Here is a 13,287-nt window from a genome sequence, read left to right on the forward strand (position 1 = left end):
CCGCGGTTCGGACATCCGAACCGCGGGCCGAGTCCTTTTTACGCAATGTCGGCGAGGTCATGGATGCCGTGGATGAAGAAGCGCGTCAGGATAAGGGCATGACCAGCTCAGCACAGCCACACCTCTCATGCCAGTCCACCGCCCGCGTGACCACGGACCGTCCCGCCCGGTACGGCAAGCAGCTGGCCGGCCACATGGGTCGCAAGATCACCACCGCGTGGGACGAGGACACCGAGACCGGCTCCCTGACCTTCGATCGCGAGGGAGCAGTCACCGGCGTCGTGGCGATCTCGTGCCACGACGGCGTCCTCCAGCTCGATCTGGCCGCCGACAACGAGCACCTCGAGCGCCTCGAGCAGGTCACCGGCATCCACCTGGCCCGTTTCGGAGCCAAGGAGGGGCTCGCTGTGAGCTGGACCCGGCAGGACGGCACGCCGGGCACCACCCAGGGGCCGCTCACGCCGGAGGACCTCGAGCGCATGCGCGTCGAGCGCGAGGCCCGCGAGGCATCCTCCTGATCGACGCCGCCCGTTCCCGCCCCGGGCCGGCCTCACTGACCTGAGCCGGCTATGCGGCCGCCGTCTACGCGGCCGGCTCCTCGTCGGCGACGGGGTCGCCCACGCGCAGCATGAGAAGCAGGCCGGTGGCCAGCACGGCGACGATCCCGAGGATCCCCCAGTAGCTGGCCCCCGGTCCGACGACGCGTGTGCCCAGGTGGATGAAGACGCCGTACATCATGGGCGCCATGAAGGACACCGCCCGCCCTGTGGTGGCGTAGAGACCGAAGATCTCGCCTTCCTGCCCCTCGGGGATGAGGCGGGCCAGGAAGGAGCGGGCGGCTGACTGCGCCGGCCCCACACAGGCCGACAGGAGCAGGCCCAGCACCCAGAAGGCGGCCGTCCCGGCGGAGTGCAGGAGGAACACCAGCACTCCGGCCACCACCAGGATGCCGAGGCTGGCCATGATGACGTTGCGCGGACCGAAGCGGTCATCGAGCCGCCCGACCCCGATGGTGGCGACGCCGGCCACGATGTTGGCGACGATGGCGAAGAGGATGACGTCACCCGACGAGAAGCCGAAGGTGTTCTGGGCGATGATGCCGCCGTAGGTGAAGACCCCGGCCAGGCCGTCCCTGAAGACGGCGGCGGCGAGCAGGAACCACAGCAGCCGCGGCTGGAAGTGGTGCAGCTGGAGCAGGGTACGCCACAGCAGCTTGTAGGAGGTCAGGATCGACTCCTTGCGCTCCACGCTGTGGGAGACGGCCTCGTCGGGCTCGACCTCCATACCGGCCCGGTCCCGCCCCGGCTCAGCAGAGGACATGCCCTCGCCCACCTCAGCGTCGTCCTCCGTGTGAGAGCGCCCGGAGCTGCGAGAGCGGTTGATGAGGACGGGAAGCGCCGACAGGCCGAACCAGGCCGCCGACACGAGCATGGCGATGCGCACCCCCATGCCGCTCCCGGCGGGGAAGGAGATGAGCGGACTGGGCCCCACCAGGGCGACGTAGAGGATGAGCAGCAGGACGATGCCACCGAGGTAGCCCATCCCCCACCCCAGGCCGCTGACGGCGCCGATCCGGTCCTTGGAGGCCAGGTGGTTGAGGATGGCGTTGTAGTTGACCGAGGCGAGCTCGAAGAAGATGTTGCCGACCCCCAGCAGGACGATGCCGAGCCACAGGTAGCCGGGCGCCGGTCTTACGAGGAACAGGGCCGCCGAGACCGCGACCACCACCGCCGTGTAGCCCCCGAGCCAGAAGACCGTCCGCCCGGCCCTGTCCGAGCGCTGCCCGGTCACCGGAGCCAGCAGGGCGATGAACAGCCCGGCGATCGCCAGCCCCATCGACAGCGCCGACTCGTTGTCCGCCTTGGGCCCGAAGGAGTCGCTGACAAGGTAGACGGTGAAGACGAAGGTGGTGATGACCGCGTTGAAGGCCGCCGATCCCCAGTCCCACAGGCCCCAGGCGATGACGGGCCAGGACAGGAGGCGGGTGCGGGAGCCGGCCTGCGTCGGAGCAGGCGTCACTGTCGAGCTCATGGGAGAGACGATAGAACCATCCGTGCTTGTCACGGAACCGACCGGGCAACCGACCTGATCGTCAGTTCTCCCCATTCTCAGGAGAGCGGGCTCGTCTCTTTACGGGGGCTACCGCTCCAGCAGCAGCTCGGCCAGAGCCAGGTCCATCGGCGTCGTCACCTTCATGGCGCGCTCGTCCCCGGCGACGACGACGACGCTGCCGCCACAGGCCTCGACCAGACCGGCGTCGTCGGAGGCGGCGAGCGCCTCGTCCTCCGCCCGCCCGGCCCCAGCACGATGGGCCGCCTCCAGGGTGCCGGTCTCGAAGCCCTGCGGGGTCTGGACCGCCCGGAGCCGAGTGCGTCGGGGGGTGGCGACGACGGGCTCGGGCTGGCCGGCCGCACTGACCCCGACCTCCTTGACGGTGTCGGTCACGGGCAGTGCCGGGACCACGGCCTTGTGCCCGGCGCGCACCGCGGCGATGACGCGGCAGGTCACCTCCGGTGGCGTCAGTGCCCGGGCCGCGTCATGGACGACGACGACGTCGGCCTGCGGCACCGCGGCCAGGGCCGCCGCCAGTCCCAGGGCCACCGATGCCTGCCTGGAGTGCGGAGAGCCGGCGACGACCTCGATCCCCGTCCCCTCGCCCGGCAGGCTGTCGAGCAGGCCCCCCAGCTCGGCACGGAAGCGTTCGACACCGTCGACAGGGGCGGTGACAACGACGTGGCGGACGAGCCCGGAGGCGATAAGGCCGGCCGCCGCCCGCCGCAGAAGACTGATCCCACCGACCGGGACGAGGGCCTTGGGGACGTCGGCTCCTAGGCGGGAGCCGGAACCCGCTGCCGTGAGAACGGCGACCGCCCCACCCGGAGCGGACTCGGGCGGGGCGGACGGCTGAGATGACGGAGTACTGCTCACGGGCAGGACGCTACCGCGTGCGCCGCCGGCTCAGCGCCGGCTCTGCGCGGTTCAGGAGGCGAGGACCTCGTCAAGGCGGGACTCGGCCTCATCCTCGGGCGTCTTCTGCGCCAGGGCCAGCTCGGAGACGAGGATCTGACGAGCCTTGGCGAGCATGCGCTTCTCACCGGCGGACAGACCCCGGTCCGTGTCACGGCGGGAGAGGTCCCGTACGACCTCAGCGACCTTGATGACGTCTCCGGAGGCGATCTTCTCCTGGTTGGCTTTGAATCGACGCGACCAGTTCGTGGGTTCCTCGGTCAACGGCGCCCGCAGCACCTCGAATACCTTTTCCAGGCCGGTCTCATCGACGACGTCACGCACACCGATGAGCTCGACGCTTTCGGCGGGAACCAAGATCGTCAGGTCGCCCTGGGCCACCTCGAGCTGCAGATACGTCTTCTCCTCACCGCGTACCTTGCGCTGCCGAATATCAATGATTCGGGCGGCCCCGTGGTGCGGGTAGACGACAGTCTCGCCTACTTCATAAGTCATAAGGATGGCTCTCCATACTGGTTTGCGGGCCTCTAGTTTATCAGGTCATTCCGCGAAAAGATCGGGGACGTATCTCACAGGGGTCACGGCGCTCCCGACTCGCGCCGAGAGAGGGAATGTGTGTCGCCAGATGGAGGCTCAGTGATCCGTTCCGTTGTCGAGACGATAGCCAAGACCCCTGACCGTGGTGATGAGAACGGGTTTGGAGGCATCCGCCTCAATCCTTCCCCGCAGTCGTTTGACATGAACGTCCAGGGTTTTGGTGTCGCCCTCGTAATCGGGTCCCCAGAGGCGCTCAATGATCTGACCACGGGTGAGAACGCGACCGGGGTGTCGGAGAAATAGCTCCAGGAGCTCGAACTCCCGCAGCGGCATGGCCACCGCCTCGCCGTCGACCAGCACCTCGTGCCGCTCCACGTCCATCCGCACCCGGCCGGCGGCCAGGACCTGTTCGGGCTCGTCGGGCACCACTCGGCTACGCCGCAGGACGGCCTTGAGACGGGCCAGGAGCTCTCGGTAGGAGTAGGGCTTGGTGACGTAGTCGTCGGCGCCGATCTCCAGGCCGACGATCTTGTCCAGCTCGGTGTCCTTGGCGCTGAGCATGATGACCGGCACGGAGGAGGACCGGCGGATACGGGTGCACACCTCGGTCCCGTCCAGGCGCGGCAGCATGAGGTCCAGCAGGACCAGATCGATGGGGCCGACGCCGCCGGGACGCCGGGAGGTCTCGAAGATCTCGACGGCGCGCTGGCCGTCCTCGGCCTCGATCACCTCGAAGCCGTCGCGCCGCAGACTGAAGGCCAGGGGGTCACGGAAGTTCTCCTCGTCCTCGACCAGGAGGATCCGGGTCGGGCCGAGCGCTGATGCGGCCGATGGCGTGGCCGCAGCGGCGGAGGACTCCATCGGGCTCACGACGCGCTCCTCGGGAGCTGATCGGCTGCGTCGTCGGCAGCTCCCGCCTCGCCCGACCCGCCCGCAGCGGGCTCGTGGTGGCCCGACTCCCCCTCGGGCAGGCGTGGCAGCACGAGGGTGAAGGTGGAGCCGCGCCCCGGGGCGGACCACAGCTCGACGGTTCCGCCGTGGTCGGCGGCCACGTGCTTGACGATGCTCAGCCCCAGACCGGTGCCGCCGGTGGCCCGCGAGCGGGCCTTGTCGACGCGGTAGAAGCGCTCGAAGACGCGTTCCTGCTCCTCCTTGGGGATGCCGATGCCCTGGTCGACCACGGCGATGCGCACGATGTCGGAGTGCTCCGGATCCAGCGAGACCCCCACCGAGACTCTGGTGCGGGGCTCGGAGTAGCGGATGGCGTTGTCCAGCAGGTTGCGCACGGCAGTGGTGATGAGGGCGGAGTCGCCACGCACCCGAAGGCCCTGAGTACCCCCGGTCACGAGGTCGATCTGGCTGCCGTCGGCCTCGACGCGGACCCGGTCGACGGCCTCGGCGACGACGTCGTCGATGTCGACGACCTCGGGCTCGGCCAGGGCATCGCCCTCCTGGAGGCGGGTGAGCTCGATGATCTCCTGGACCAGGACGCCCAGGCGGCGGGCCTCCTTGCGCATGCGCCCGGAGTAGTCGCGCACGAAGGCGGGGTCGTCGGCGCCGGCCTCGACGGTCTCGGCCAGCAGCTGGATCGCGCCGACCGGGGTCTTGAGCTCGTGGGAGACATTGGCGACGAAGTCGCGGCGCATGGCCTCCACCCGGCGGGCGGCGGTGCGGTCCTCGATGAGGATGAGGACGCGCCCCTGACCGATGCAGGCCGCGCGCACCTGCAGGTGGAACTGGCCCGCACCGGGCACCCTCCCCCGGGCCACGGTGACGGCGGCGTCCTGCGCCTGCCCCGAGGCCCGCACCCGGTTCACCATCACCGCCACGGTCGGTTCGACGACGGCGTCGTCGCGCACGATGTTGAAGGTGTAGGCCGCCGCCGAGGCGCGCAGGACCTCGTCGTCGTCATCGAGGACGACGACGGTGGAGCGCAGCGCGGCCAGGACGGGGACGGTCGTGTCAGTCCCGGCCAGGCCGGCGAGGTCAGCGGCGCTCGTGGCCGCATTGCGCCGACGCCGCGACAGCGCGACACCGATCGCCATCCCCAGGCACACGAGGCCCACGGCAGCGGCAAGGAGGAGGATGGTGACGGTCGGACCCACGTTTCCAGGGTAGTGGAGACCCGACGGCGCCCGATGGCCGGTTTCGCTCGTGGGCGCGCCGCTTGCGGCGGCGTCGCGGGGCTGCTGTGCTTGGGGGCCAGTATCCTTGGCGGTGGCCTCGACGGTTCGTCGAGCAGCGCCGTCGAGCCGCATCTCATCGACGGGCACGAGCCATCGGCACCCGGAACAGGAGCAGTCTCATGCGCGCCATCTTCAACCAGGAGCTCAAGCAGCTGGGCTCCGACCTCGAGTCCATGGCCAACCAGGTCGCCACCGCGATCGAGCGGGCCGCGGAGTCCCTGCGACAGGGGGACATCGTCATCGCCGAGCAGGTGATCGACGCCGACGAGCGCATCAACGACCTCCAGCGGGACATCGATGACCTGTGCGTCATGCTGCTGGCTCGCCAGCAGCCGGTGGCCGGGGACCTGCGCAACGTCCTGTCCGCGCTGCGCATGGCCCAGACCCTGGAGCGCCAGGGGGACCTGGCCCGCCACGTGGCCGCCATCGCCCGGGGCCGCTACCCCGAGCCGCCGCTGCCCGAGCCGGTCCTGGGACTCATCCTCGAGATGGCGGACCTGGCGGTGCGCGCCGGCAAGGACGTCGCCCAGCTCATCTCGACGCGGGATCTGGACCTGGCCGCCGTCATCCAGTCCAACGACGCCGAGCTCGACGCCCTGCACCGGCGCTCCTTCCAGATGATCCTGGATCCGGCCCACGACTTGAGCCGCCAGCAGGTCATCGACGCGGTCCTCATGGGCCGGTTCCTGGAGCGCTTCGGCGATCACTCAACCTCGGTGGCCAGCCGCGTGGCCTACCTCGTCTCCGGGGCCTCCATGCCGGAGACGCATGACGCCGAGGACGCCGACGCGCTCCACTGAGCCCTCCGGCCCCGGCCGGAGCCACCCCGGCGCACGGGTCGAGTGTGAACGAGACGGGCGGCGTCGGACCCTCCTTCAGGTCCGACGCCGCCCGCGTCCCTCACAGGACGGTGAGAGGACGGACAGCCCGTGAAGCCTACTTGCCCTGGTTGGCCACCGCCGCGATCTTGGCCTCAGCCTCGGGATCGAGGTAGCGACCGCCCTTCTTGAGGGGCTTGAGGGTCTCCTCGTCGAGCTCGTAGACCAGCGGGATACCGGTGGGGATGTTGACACCGGCGATGTCGTCGTCGGAGATGTCGTCCAGGTGCTTGACGATGGCGCGCAGCGAGTTGCCGTGGGCAGCGATCATGACGGTCTTACCGGTCTTGATCTCAGGGACGATGGTGCCCTCCCAGTAGGGCAGGAGGCGCTCGAGGACGTCCTTGAGGCACTCGGTGGCAGGGATGGGCTCACCGGCGTAGCGGGGGTCGGTGTCCTGGGAGAACTCAGAGCCGGGCTCGATGGCCGGCGGCGGCACGTCGTAGGAGCGGCGCCACTGCATGAACTGCTCCTCCCCGTACTCGTCGCGGATCTCCTTCTTGTTCTTGCCCTGCAGGGCGCCGTAATGGCGCTCGTTGAGGCGCCAGTCGCGCTCCACCGGGATCCAGTGGCGGTCGGCGGCGTCCAGGGACAGGTTGGCGGTCATGATGGCGCGGCGCAGCATCGAGGTGAAGAGCTTCTCGGGAAGGACACCGGCCTCCTTGAGGAGCTCGCCTCCGTGGACGGCCTCGGCGCGTCCCTTGTCTGACAGCGGGACGTCGACCCAGCCGGTGAAGAGGTTCTTCGCGTTCCATTCGCTCTCGCCGTGGCGGAGCAGTACGAGGGTGTAAGCCATGCGGCCTATCCTGCCAGGATCCCAGTCACGGCGCGAGGCCCTGAAGGTCCTGGAGCCGGCTATCTCACGGGGACCATCACCACGTACTGAATACACGATGGTCCTGGTGATGCGGTACCGCATCACCAGGACCATCGTGCGAGGTGGCAATCAGCTCGAGATCGACTCGATCTCGATGCAGGGTACCGACTTCATATGAGTCCGCCGCACCCGTGCGCCCTCAGTTGCTGGGGTTGACCTCGTAATAGGCCTTACGCACCTCGGCGGAGACGCGACCGCGGTCAGAAACCTCCAGGCCCTGCTCACGAGCCCACTCGCGAATCTTCTGAGTGTCGGAAGGACCGCTGGAACGACGACGGCCGGAACTACGACGTCCACCGGTACGACGTGCCTTTCCGACCCATTCCTCAAGAGACTCACGAAGAGCTGCTGCGTGCTCGTCGTTCAGGTCGATCTCATAGGTCACGCCATCAAGGGCGAAGGTAACGGTCTGGTTGGCCTCGGACCCGTCGACATCGTCGACGAGGATGACCTGAGTCTTCTGTGCCATGATTCCTCATTCGGATTGGGGGAGCGGGCCTCAGCATGTATCCCGCTGTGGACAACGTTAGATTAAACAATAGTCGCCTTCAATGCAACACAACTTTTCGCCGCCCGCATTACTGATGACATCTACCGGCCTAATCCCGTGGCACCCCGCAGCGACACACCTCCCCATGCACCCGGACAGCAGGGGATGAAAACTGTGAATACACTGATGCCCCCTTTGGAGATCCCCACGAAGCACGGCCGGGCAAACCACGCCCCTCAGAGCCGATCACGCAATCGACTCGGGATGTCCGAGGATCACTTGAACCACAACACTCCCCCTCCCAGAGGGCTCTCAGATGAAGATGGAGGATTCTCCCAGCCGGAAGAGGCCACGTACCACAACCTGAGCCTCACCTTCACCCACAACGCGATCGGGTCGGTAAAGCCACGCCCCTTGCGTGCAGCTGCGCCAATCGCTCGGCGGCGAGCGATACGGGAACGTCGCTGCTCCAGAAAGCAGCGGCAACAAGTGACGACAGGACGCCAAAGCATCCCGCAGAGGGACGCAGGCATGTCGGAAAGCACACCCAGAGGCCTCGAGGGACAACGGCCGACCCATAAGTAAAGTCCCGGGAGAGACCTCCCGGGACTGTTCGAGCCGCCTGTGGGAATCGAACCCACGACCTATTCATTACGAGTGAATCGCTCTGCCGACTGAGCTAAGGCGGCGCACTGCCGTGAGCAGCAGAGCCGAAGATACCGTTCCCGCGCCCACCGCCGCAATCCAGCACCACATCGTCGGCCGTGTTCCTCGACACAGTCAACCGCATTCCACGCACCAGCGGAACGGCGGTGGCGTATCGAGCGGATCACAGCCGGATCGCCGCCCCTCAGTCCCCTGCACTGGTGTAGAACCCGGGGCGGCGCGCATCCTAGAGGGACACGTGCTGCCCGGTATAGGCACCGTCAGCGTCAGCGGGATCGACCGGACCCCGGTATTCTCCGCACGTCATTCAACATGCCTTCGTCCCGTAAGGATCCCCATGACTGAGTCTCCGTCCACCTCCTCCACTCCCCCGGCACCGCACGCGGATTCATCTCAGACCTCCACCGACTCGCTCCAGGGTGACCTCGTCCAGGACCGGGGCGACGCCGGCTACAACAAGTCGCTGAAGAACCGTCATCTTCAGATGATCGCCATTGGCGGCTCCATCGGCACTGGCCTTTTCATGGGCGCCGGCGGCCGCCTCAAGGAAGGCGGCGCCGGTCTCATGTTCGCCTACGCCATCTGCGGGCTCTTCGCCTTTCTCATGGTTCGCGCGCTGGGCGAGCTCGCTATCCGCAGGCCCTCCTCCGGTGCATTCGTCTCCTATGCCCGTGAGTTCCTCGGGGAGAAGGGTGCTTATATCACTGGCTGGTTCTTCTTTCTAGACTGGTCCGTGACCGTCATGGCCGACATCACGGCAGTGGCCCTCTACCTCCACTACTGGAAGAATCTGCAGATCGTCCCCCAGTGGGTCTTCGCGCTGCTGGCCCTGGTATTGGTCTTCATCCTCAACATGATGAATGTCAAGATGTTCGGAGAGGCCGAGTTCTGGTTCGCGCTCATCAAGGTCGCCGCCATCGTGTCCTTCATGGTGGCCGCCATCGTCGCCATTGTCCTGGGACTTCACACCGGCACGGAGTCCACCGGTGAGGCGATCACCGCGGGCGCGCACAACATTATGGGGAACGGGGGCTTCTTCCCCGAGGGATTCCCGATCGTCTTCGCCCTGACCCTCGGTGTGGTCTTCGCCTTCGGAGGCACGGAGATGGTGGGCGTGGCCGCCGGTGAGGCGAAGGATGCCGAGAAGATCCTGCCCAAGGCGATCAATTCCATGATTCTGCGCATCTTCGTCTTCTACGTCGGCTCGGTCATGCTGCTGGCCCTGGTTCTTCCCTACACGTCCTACTCGAAGACCGAGTCGCCCTTCGTCACCTTCTTCTCCGGTATCGGCGTGCCCTACGCCGGCGACATCATTCAGGTCGTGGTCCTCACCGCCGCGCTGTCCTCCCTCAACGCCGGGCTGTACGCCACCGGCCGCACCCTGCGCTCGATGGCGGTGGCCGGTGAGGCGCCTCGTGTCGCCGCGGGTCTCAACAAGCACCAGGTCCCCGCCGGCGGCATCATCATCACGTCTGCGCTGGGGCTGCTCGGCGTCGTCCTCAACGCCTATCTGCCCGGCGATGCTTTCGACATCGTCATGAACCTCGCCGGCATCGGCATCGCCGGGACCTGGGGCGCCATCCTCGTCACCCACCTCGCCTTCCTCCGGCGGGTGGATGACGGCAAGGAGGTCCGCCCGGCCTACCGGATGCCCGGTGCCCCGTGGACCAACTACGCGGCCCTGGCCTTCTTCGCCGTCGTCGTCGCCTCGAACCTGGCCGACCCGGCCGGGCGCTGGACCCTGGCACTGTTCGCCGTCGTCGTCGTCATGATGGTGGCAGGCTGGTACGCGGTGCGGGGGCGGATCCGGGGAGACCTCCTTGAGGAGGTCCTCGCCGATGAGACGGACGGGTCCGTGTCCGCCTCGCCGCACGACGCCTGAGAGGCAGGAGCCCGAACCATGCACGTTCACATCACCTACACCGGGGGCACCATCGGGATGGTGGACTCCCCCCACGGTCTCGTTCCCGGCGCCGACCTGGAGGGCTGGCTCGGCTCACTGCTGGAGGGCACGCCCCTGGCACGATCGGTGTCGGTGACCTCACTGGACCCGCTCATCGACTCCTCGAACGCCACCCCGTTGTCCTGGCAGGCGGTGGTGGACGACCTGCGCGCCCAGGCGGTCGACAACCCGGAGGCCGCCTTCGTGGTCCTGCACGGGACCGACACGATGGCCTACACGAGCGCCGCCCTGTCCTACGCGCTGACGGACCTGGCCGCGCCGGTCGTCGTCACCGGCTCCCAGCTTCCGCTCGGGGTACTCGGATCCGACGCCGCAGCGAACGTCACCGGCGCGCTCAAGGCCGCCACCTCCGGGCGGATCAGAGGGGTCTCGCTGTTCTTCGGCCACCGGCTTCTGGCCGGCAACCGGGCGACGAAGTCCTCCTCGTGGGCCTTCACCGGCTTCGAGTCCCCCAACGCCGCACCACTGGCCACCACCGGTGCCCCGTGGCAGTGGGCGACCTCGCCGGCGTCGGGAGCGGGATGGAGGGACGCCGCGCCCTACGCCCGCCACGACGTCGTCGTGGTCGACCTGGCCCCGGGCATCACAGCGGCGCGCCTGGAGGCGCTGCTGACGCCACTGCCCGAGGCCGTGGTCCTGCGGTCCTTCGGGGTCGGCAACGTGCCGTCCCAGGAGCCGGGACTGACCGACGTCGTCGAGCAGGTGATCGCCGCGGGGACGGCCGTTATCGTCACCTCCCAGTGCCACGAGTCCGAGGTGCTCCTGGGGCACTACGAGGCCGGGGACGCGCTGGCCCGCAGCGGCGCCGTCGGAAGCCGGGACATGACTCTGGAGGCCGCCTACGCCAAGGTGCAGTTCCTCCTCTCCCAGGGGTTGCGGGGCCGCGAGCTGGCCCAGTGGATGGGGCGCTCGATCGCCGGTGAGCTGCGCGAGTAGCGCCGCCACCGGAACCGAGTCCACTCCACAGGGATCGAGCAGAGATCGGCCCCGGACGGCTCGCAGTGCCGTCCGGGGCCGATCTCGTACCTGTCGGTGCCGCGTCAGCGTACCGGGTACATCACAGCGCCCCGTACCCGGTCAGCAGGTGAGCCCCTTGTCGGGCATCGTCCCGTTGAGCAGGTAGGTGTCGACGGCGTTCTTGACGCAGTCGTTGGAACGCCCGTAGGCCGTGTGCCCGTTGCCCTTCCAGGTCAGGAGCTGGCCGGACTCGAGCTGCTCGGCCAGTGCCTCAGACCAGACGTAGGGCGTGGCCGGGTCACCGGTGGTCCCCACCACGAGGATCGGTGCGGCGCCGGAGGCCGTGATCTTCTCGCGCTTGCGGCTCGACTCGTGGCTCCAGCCCTGACAGTAGGCGTCGGGGTAGAGCAGCTGGGCACTGAAGGTCGGCGAGGCCTCCTTGACGGCAGTGGCGTTCTGCTCCCAGGAGGCGTTGTCGCCCTGGACCGGGTAGTCCAGGCAGTTGACCGGCATGAGGGCCTCGGCCGTGTTGCCGTAGTAGCTGCCGTCGCTCTCCCGGTGGGAGACGGTGTCGGCAATCGCCAGCAGCAGGCTCCCGTCCGGGTCCCCCAAGTCGCCCATCGCCTTGCTCAGGGCCAGGTTGAGGGACGACCACAGCTGCGTCTGGTACATCGATCCCAGGACTCCGTAGAGCGCCAGATCATAGGTCAGCGGCCGCTGGCTGTCGGAGGTGGGGAGCGGCGCCGTCTTCGTGGACTCGAGGAACTCGCGGACCTGGGAGACTCCGGAGTCGACGTCCCCGCTCAGAGGGCAGCCCAGCTTGGAGCTCTGGCAGCTCTCCACGTAGGCGCGCAGCGAGGCCTCGAAGCCCTTGGCCTGGCCCAGGCTCATATCCTCGGCGCTCAGGGACGGGTCGACGGCGCCGTCAAGGACCAGCCGGCCGGTGTTGGCCGGGAAGAGCTCGGCGTAGGTGGCCCCCAGGTAGGTGCCGTAGGAGAAGCCCAGGTAGGTGAGCGTCTGCTGGCCGTCGACCGCACGCAGGATGTCGAGGTCCCGGGCGGCGCTGATGGTGTCGATATGATCCAGAAGTCCCGGGGTGCCGGTCTTCGACTCGCACGAGGCGTTCATCTTCTGAGCCCGCTCAATGGTGGCGGTGGCTGATGGCGTCGCCGGGTCGTTCGCACCGGCCCGCTCGGCGTCGAGCTCGGCATCGGTCAGGCAGTCGATCGGCGTCGAGGCGCCCACGCCGCGCGGGTCGAAGCCGACGACGTCGTAGGAGCCCAGCAGGTTCTTGGAGAAGTAGGAGCCGACGTTCTCGACCAGCTCGATGCCCGAGCCCCCCGGCCCGCCCGGGTTGATGAACAGGGACCCGACCGAGTCATCGTTCGCCGCCCGCTTCTTCACCGCGATCTCGATCGTCTCGCCACCGGGGTTGTCGTAGTCCAGTGGCACCTTGATCTTGGCGCAGGTGAAGCCGGTGTCCTCCCCGGACTTCACCTCATCCATCCCCTTCTTGGCGCAGTTGTACCAGGAGGCCTTCTGGGTGTAGAAGCTCTCCAGCCCGGCCGGGATCGTCGCCGACGCCGACGCCGTGGCCGGCGAGGCCTTGATGTCCGGGTCATCCTGGCAGGCGGTCAGGCCGGCGCACACCACCAGCGCAGCGATCGCCGCGGCGAAGCGCTTGGCACGGGGCCGATGAGAAGTCTCAGTAGTCACGGGATGCACCTTATGACGCCGGGCCATGGGGCTCCTCCTCCTGGAGGCGG

Annotated in this window: 12 protein-coding genes and 1 tRNA gene; 4 read left to right on the forward strand and 9 right to left on the reverse strand. The window is 68.1% G+C overall.

Annotated elements, in window-relative coordinates:
* Positions 1-98: 98 nt before the first annotated feature.
* A complete protein-coding gene (locus tag HMPREF9056_RS07280; RefSeq protein WP_034514179.1) occupies positions 99-518 on the forward strand; it encodes a DUF2218 domain-containing protein in 420 nt (139 codons plus the stop codon).
* A gap of 64 nt (positions 519-582) precedes the next feature.
* Here HMPREF9056_RS07280 and HMPREF9056_RS07285 read toward each other — a convergent pair whose 3' ends face one another.
* From HMPREF9056_RS07285 to HMPREF9056_RS07305, 5 genes are all read right to left on the reverse strand, one after another.
* Complete coding sequence (locus HMPREF9056_RS07285; RefSeq protein WP_009746798.1) at positions 583-2,031, reverse strand: MFS transporter; 1,449 nt, start codon at positions 2,029-2,031, stop codon at positions 583-585.
* Between the two features lie 108 nt (positions 2,032-2,139).
* Entirely contained in the window at positions 2,140-2,928 is a 789-nt protein-coding gene (locus HMPREF9056_RS07290; protein ID WP_034514182.1) for a 2-C-methyl-D-erythritol 4-phosphate cytidylyltransferase, read from the reverse strand.
* A gap of 51 nt (positions 2,929-2,979) precedes the next feature.
* Complete coding sequence (locus tag HMPREF9056_RS07295; protein WP_009746801.1) at positions 2,980-3,462, reverse strand: CarD family transcriptional regulator; 483 nt, start codon at positions 3,460-3,462, stop codon at positions 2,980-2,982.
* 138 nt (positions 3,463-3,600) lie between these two features.
* Positions 3,601-4,365, reverse strand: a complete 765-nt coding sequence (locus HMPREF9056_RS07300) for a response regulator transcription factor (protein ID WP_009746802.1) — start codon at positions 4,363-4,365, stop codon at positions 3,601-3,603.
* A gap of 5 nt (positions 4,366-4,370) precedes the next feature.
* Positions 4,371-5,609 carry a cell wall metabolism sensor histidine kinase WalK gene (locus HMPREF9056_RS07305; protein WP_034514184.1) on the reverse strand — a complete coding sequence of 413 codons (1,239 nt, stop codon included), beginning with the start codon at positions 5,607-5,609 and terminating at the stop codon, positions 4,371-4,373.
* 200 nt (positions 5,610-5,809) lie between these two features.
* On the opposite strand from HMPREF9056_RS07305, the gene phoU reads away from it, so the two are divergent.
* Positions 5,810-6,490 (forward strand): phosphate signaling complex protein PhoU, encoded by a 681-nt coding sequence (gene phoU / locus HMPREF9056_RS07310; protein ID WP_009746804.1) that lies wholly within the window; start codon positions 5,810-5,812, stop codon positions 6,488-6,490.
* Positions 6,491-6,626: 136 nt separating this feature from the next.
* Here phoU and HMPREF9056_RS07315 read toward each other — a convergent pair whose 3' ends face one another.
* The 3 genes from HMPREF9056_RS07315 to HMPREF9056_RS07325 form a co-directional block, all read right to left on the reverse strand.
* Positions 6,627-7,364, reverse strand: coding sequence for a phosphoglyceromutase (locus HMPREF9056_RS07315; protein WP_009746805.1), 738 nt, complete (start codon positions 7,362-7,364; stop codon positions 6,627-6,629).
* Between the two features lie 220 nt (positions 7,365-7,584).
* A complete protein-coding gene (locus tag HMPREF9056_RS07320; protein ID WP_009746806.1) occupies positions 7,585-7,914 on the reverse strand; it encodes an Lsr2 family protein in 330 nt (109 codons plus the stop codon).
* A gap of 637 nt (positions 7,915-8,551) precedes the next feature.
* Positions 8,552-8,624 (reverse strand) — tRNA-Thr (locus tag HMPREF9056_RS07325).
* Between the two features lie 314 nt (positions 8,625-8,938).
* Between HMPREF9056_RS07325 and HMPREF9056_RS07330 the strand changes: the two genes are divergently transcribed.
* Both HMPREF9056_RS07330 and HMPREF9056_RS07335 read left to right on the forward strand, forming a co-directional pair.
* Positions 8,939-10,483: an amino acid permease gene (locus tag HMPREF9056_RS07330; RefSeq protein WP_009746807.1), complete on the forward strand. Its 1,545-nt coding sequence runs from the start codon at positions 8,939-8,941 to the stop codon at positions 10,481-10,483.
* A gap of 18 nt (positions 10,484-10,501) precedes the next feature.
* Positions 10,502-11,500, forward strand: coding sequence for an asparaginase (locus HMPREF9056_RS07335; RefSeq protein ID WP_009746808.1), 999 nt, complete (start codon positions 10,502-10,504; stop codon positions 11,498-11,500).
* 141 nt (positions 11,501-11,641) lie between these two features.
* Here HMPREF9056_RS07335 and HMPREF9056_RS07340 read toward each other — a convergent pair whose 3' ends face one another.
* The gene (locus tag HMPREF9056_RS07340; RefSeq protein ID WP_009746809.1) at positions 11,642-13,264 is read right to left on the reverse strand and encodes an alpha/beta hydrolase; all 1,623 of its coding nucleotides are present in this window, start codon (positions 13,262-13,264) and stop codon (positions 11,642-11,644) included.
* Between the last annotated feature and the right edge of the window lie 23 nt (positions 13,265-13,287).

Source organism: Actinomyces sp. oral taxon 170 str. F0386, from assembly GCF_000195595.1.
Classification (GTDB): domain Bacteria; phylum Actinomycetota; class Actinomycetes; order Actinomycetales; family Actinomycetaceae; genus Actinomyces.

What these genes read in the sequence shown, in the direction of transcription:
- phoU (WP_009746804.1), top strand. Translation starts at nt 5,810, where the DNA reads ATGCGCGCCATCTTCAACCAGGAGCTCAAGCAGCTGGGCTCCGACCTC.
- HMPREF9056_RS07285 (WP_009746798.1), bottom strand. Translation starts at nt 2,031, where the DNA reads ATGAGCTCGACAGTGACGCCTGCTCCGACGCAGGCCGGCTCCCGCACC.
- HMPREF9056_RS07315 (WP_009746805.1), bottom strand. Translation starts at nt 7,364, where the DNA reads ATGGCTTACACCCTCGTACTGCTCCGCCACGGCGAGAGCGAATGGAAC.
- HMPREF9056_RS07320 (WP_009746806.1), bottom strand. Translation starts at nt 7,914, where the DNA reads ATGGCACAGAAGACTCAGGTCATCCTCGTCGACGATGTCGACGGGTCC.
- HMPREF9056_RS07295 (WP_009746801.1), bottom strand. Translation starts at nt 3,462, where the DNA reads ATGACTTATGAAGTAGGCGAGACTGTCGTCTACCCGCACCACGGGGCC.
- HMPREF9056_RS07280 (WP_034514179.1), top strand. Translation starts at nt 99, where the DNA reads ATGACCAGCTCAGCACAGCCACACCTCTCATGCCAGTCCACCGCCCGC.
- HMPREF9056_RS07340 (WP_009746809.1), bottom strand. Translation starts at nt 13,264, where the DNA reads ATGGCCCGGCGTCATAAGGTGCATCCCGTGACTACTGAGACTTCTCAT.
- HMPREF9056_RS07300 (WP_009746802.1), bottom strand. Translation starts at nt 4,365, where the DNA reads ATGGAGTCCTCCGCCGCTGCGGCCACGCCATCGGCCGCATCAGCGCTC.
- HMPREF9056_RS07330 (WP_009746807.1), top strand. Translation starts at nt 8,939, where the DNA reads ATGACTGAGTCTCCGTCCACCTCCTCCACTCCCCCGGCACCGCACGCG.
- HMPREF9056_RS07335 (WP_009746808.1), top strand. Translation starts at nt 10,502, where the DNA reads ATGCACGTTCACATCACCTACACCGGGGGCACCATCGGGATGGTGGAC.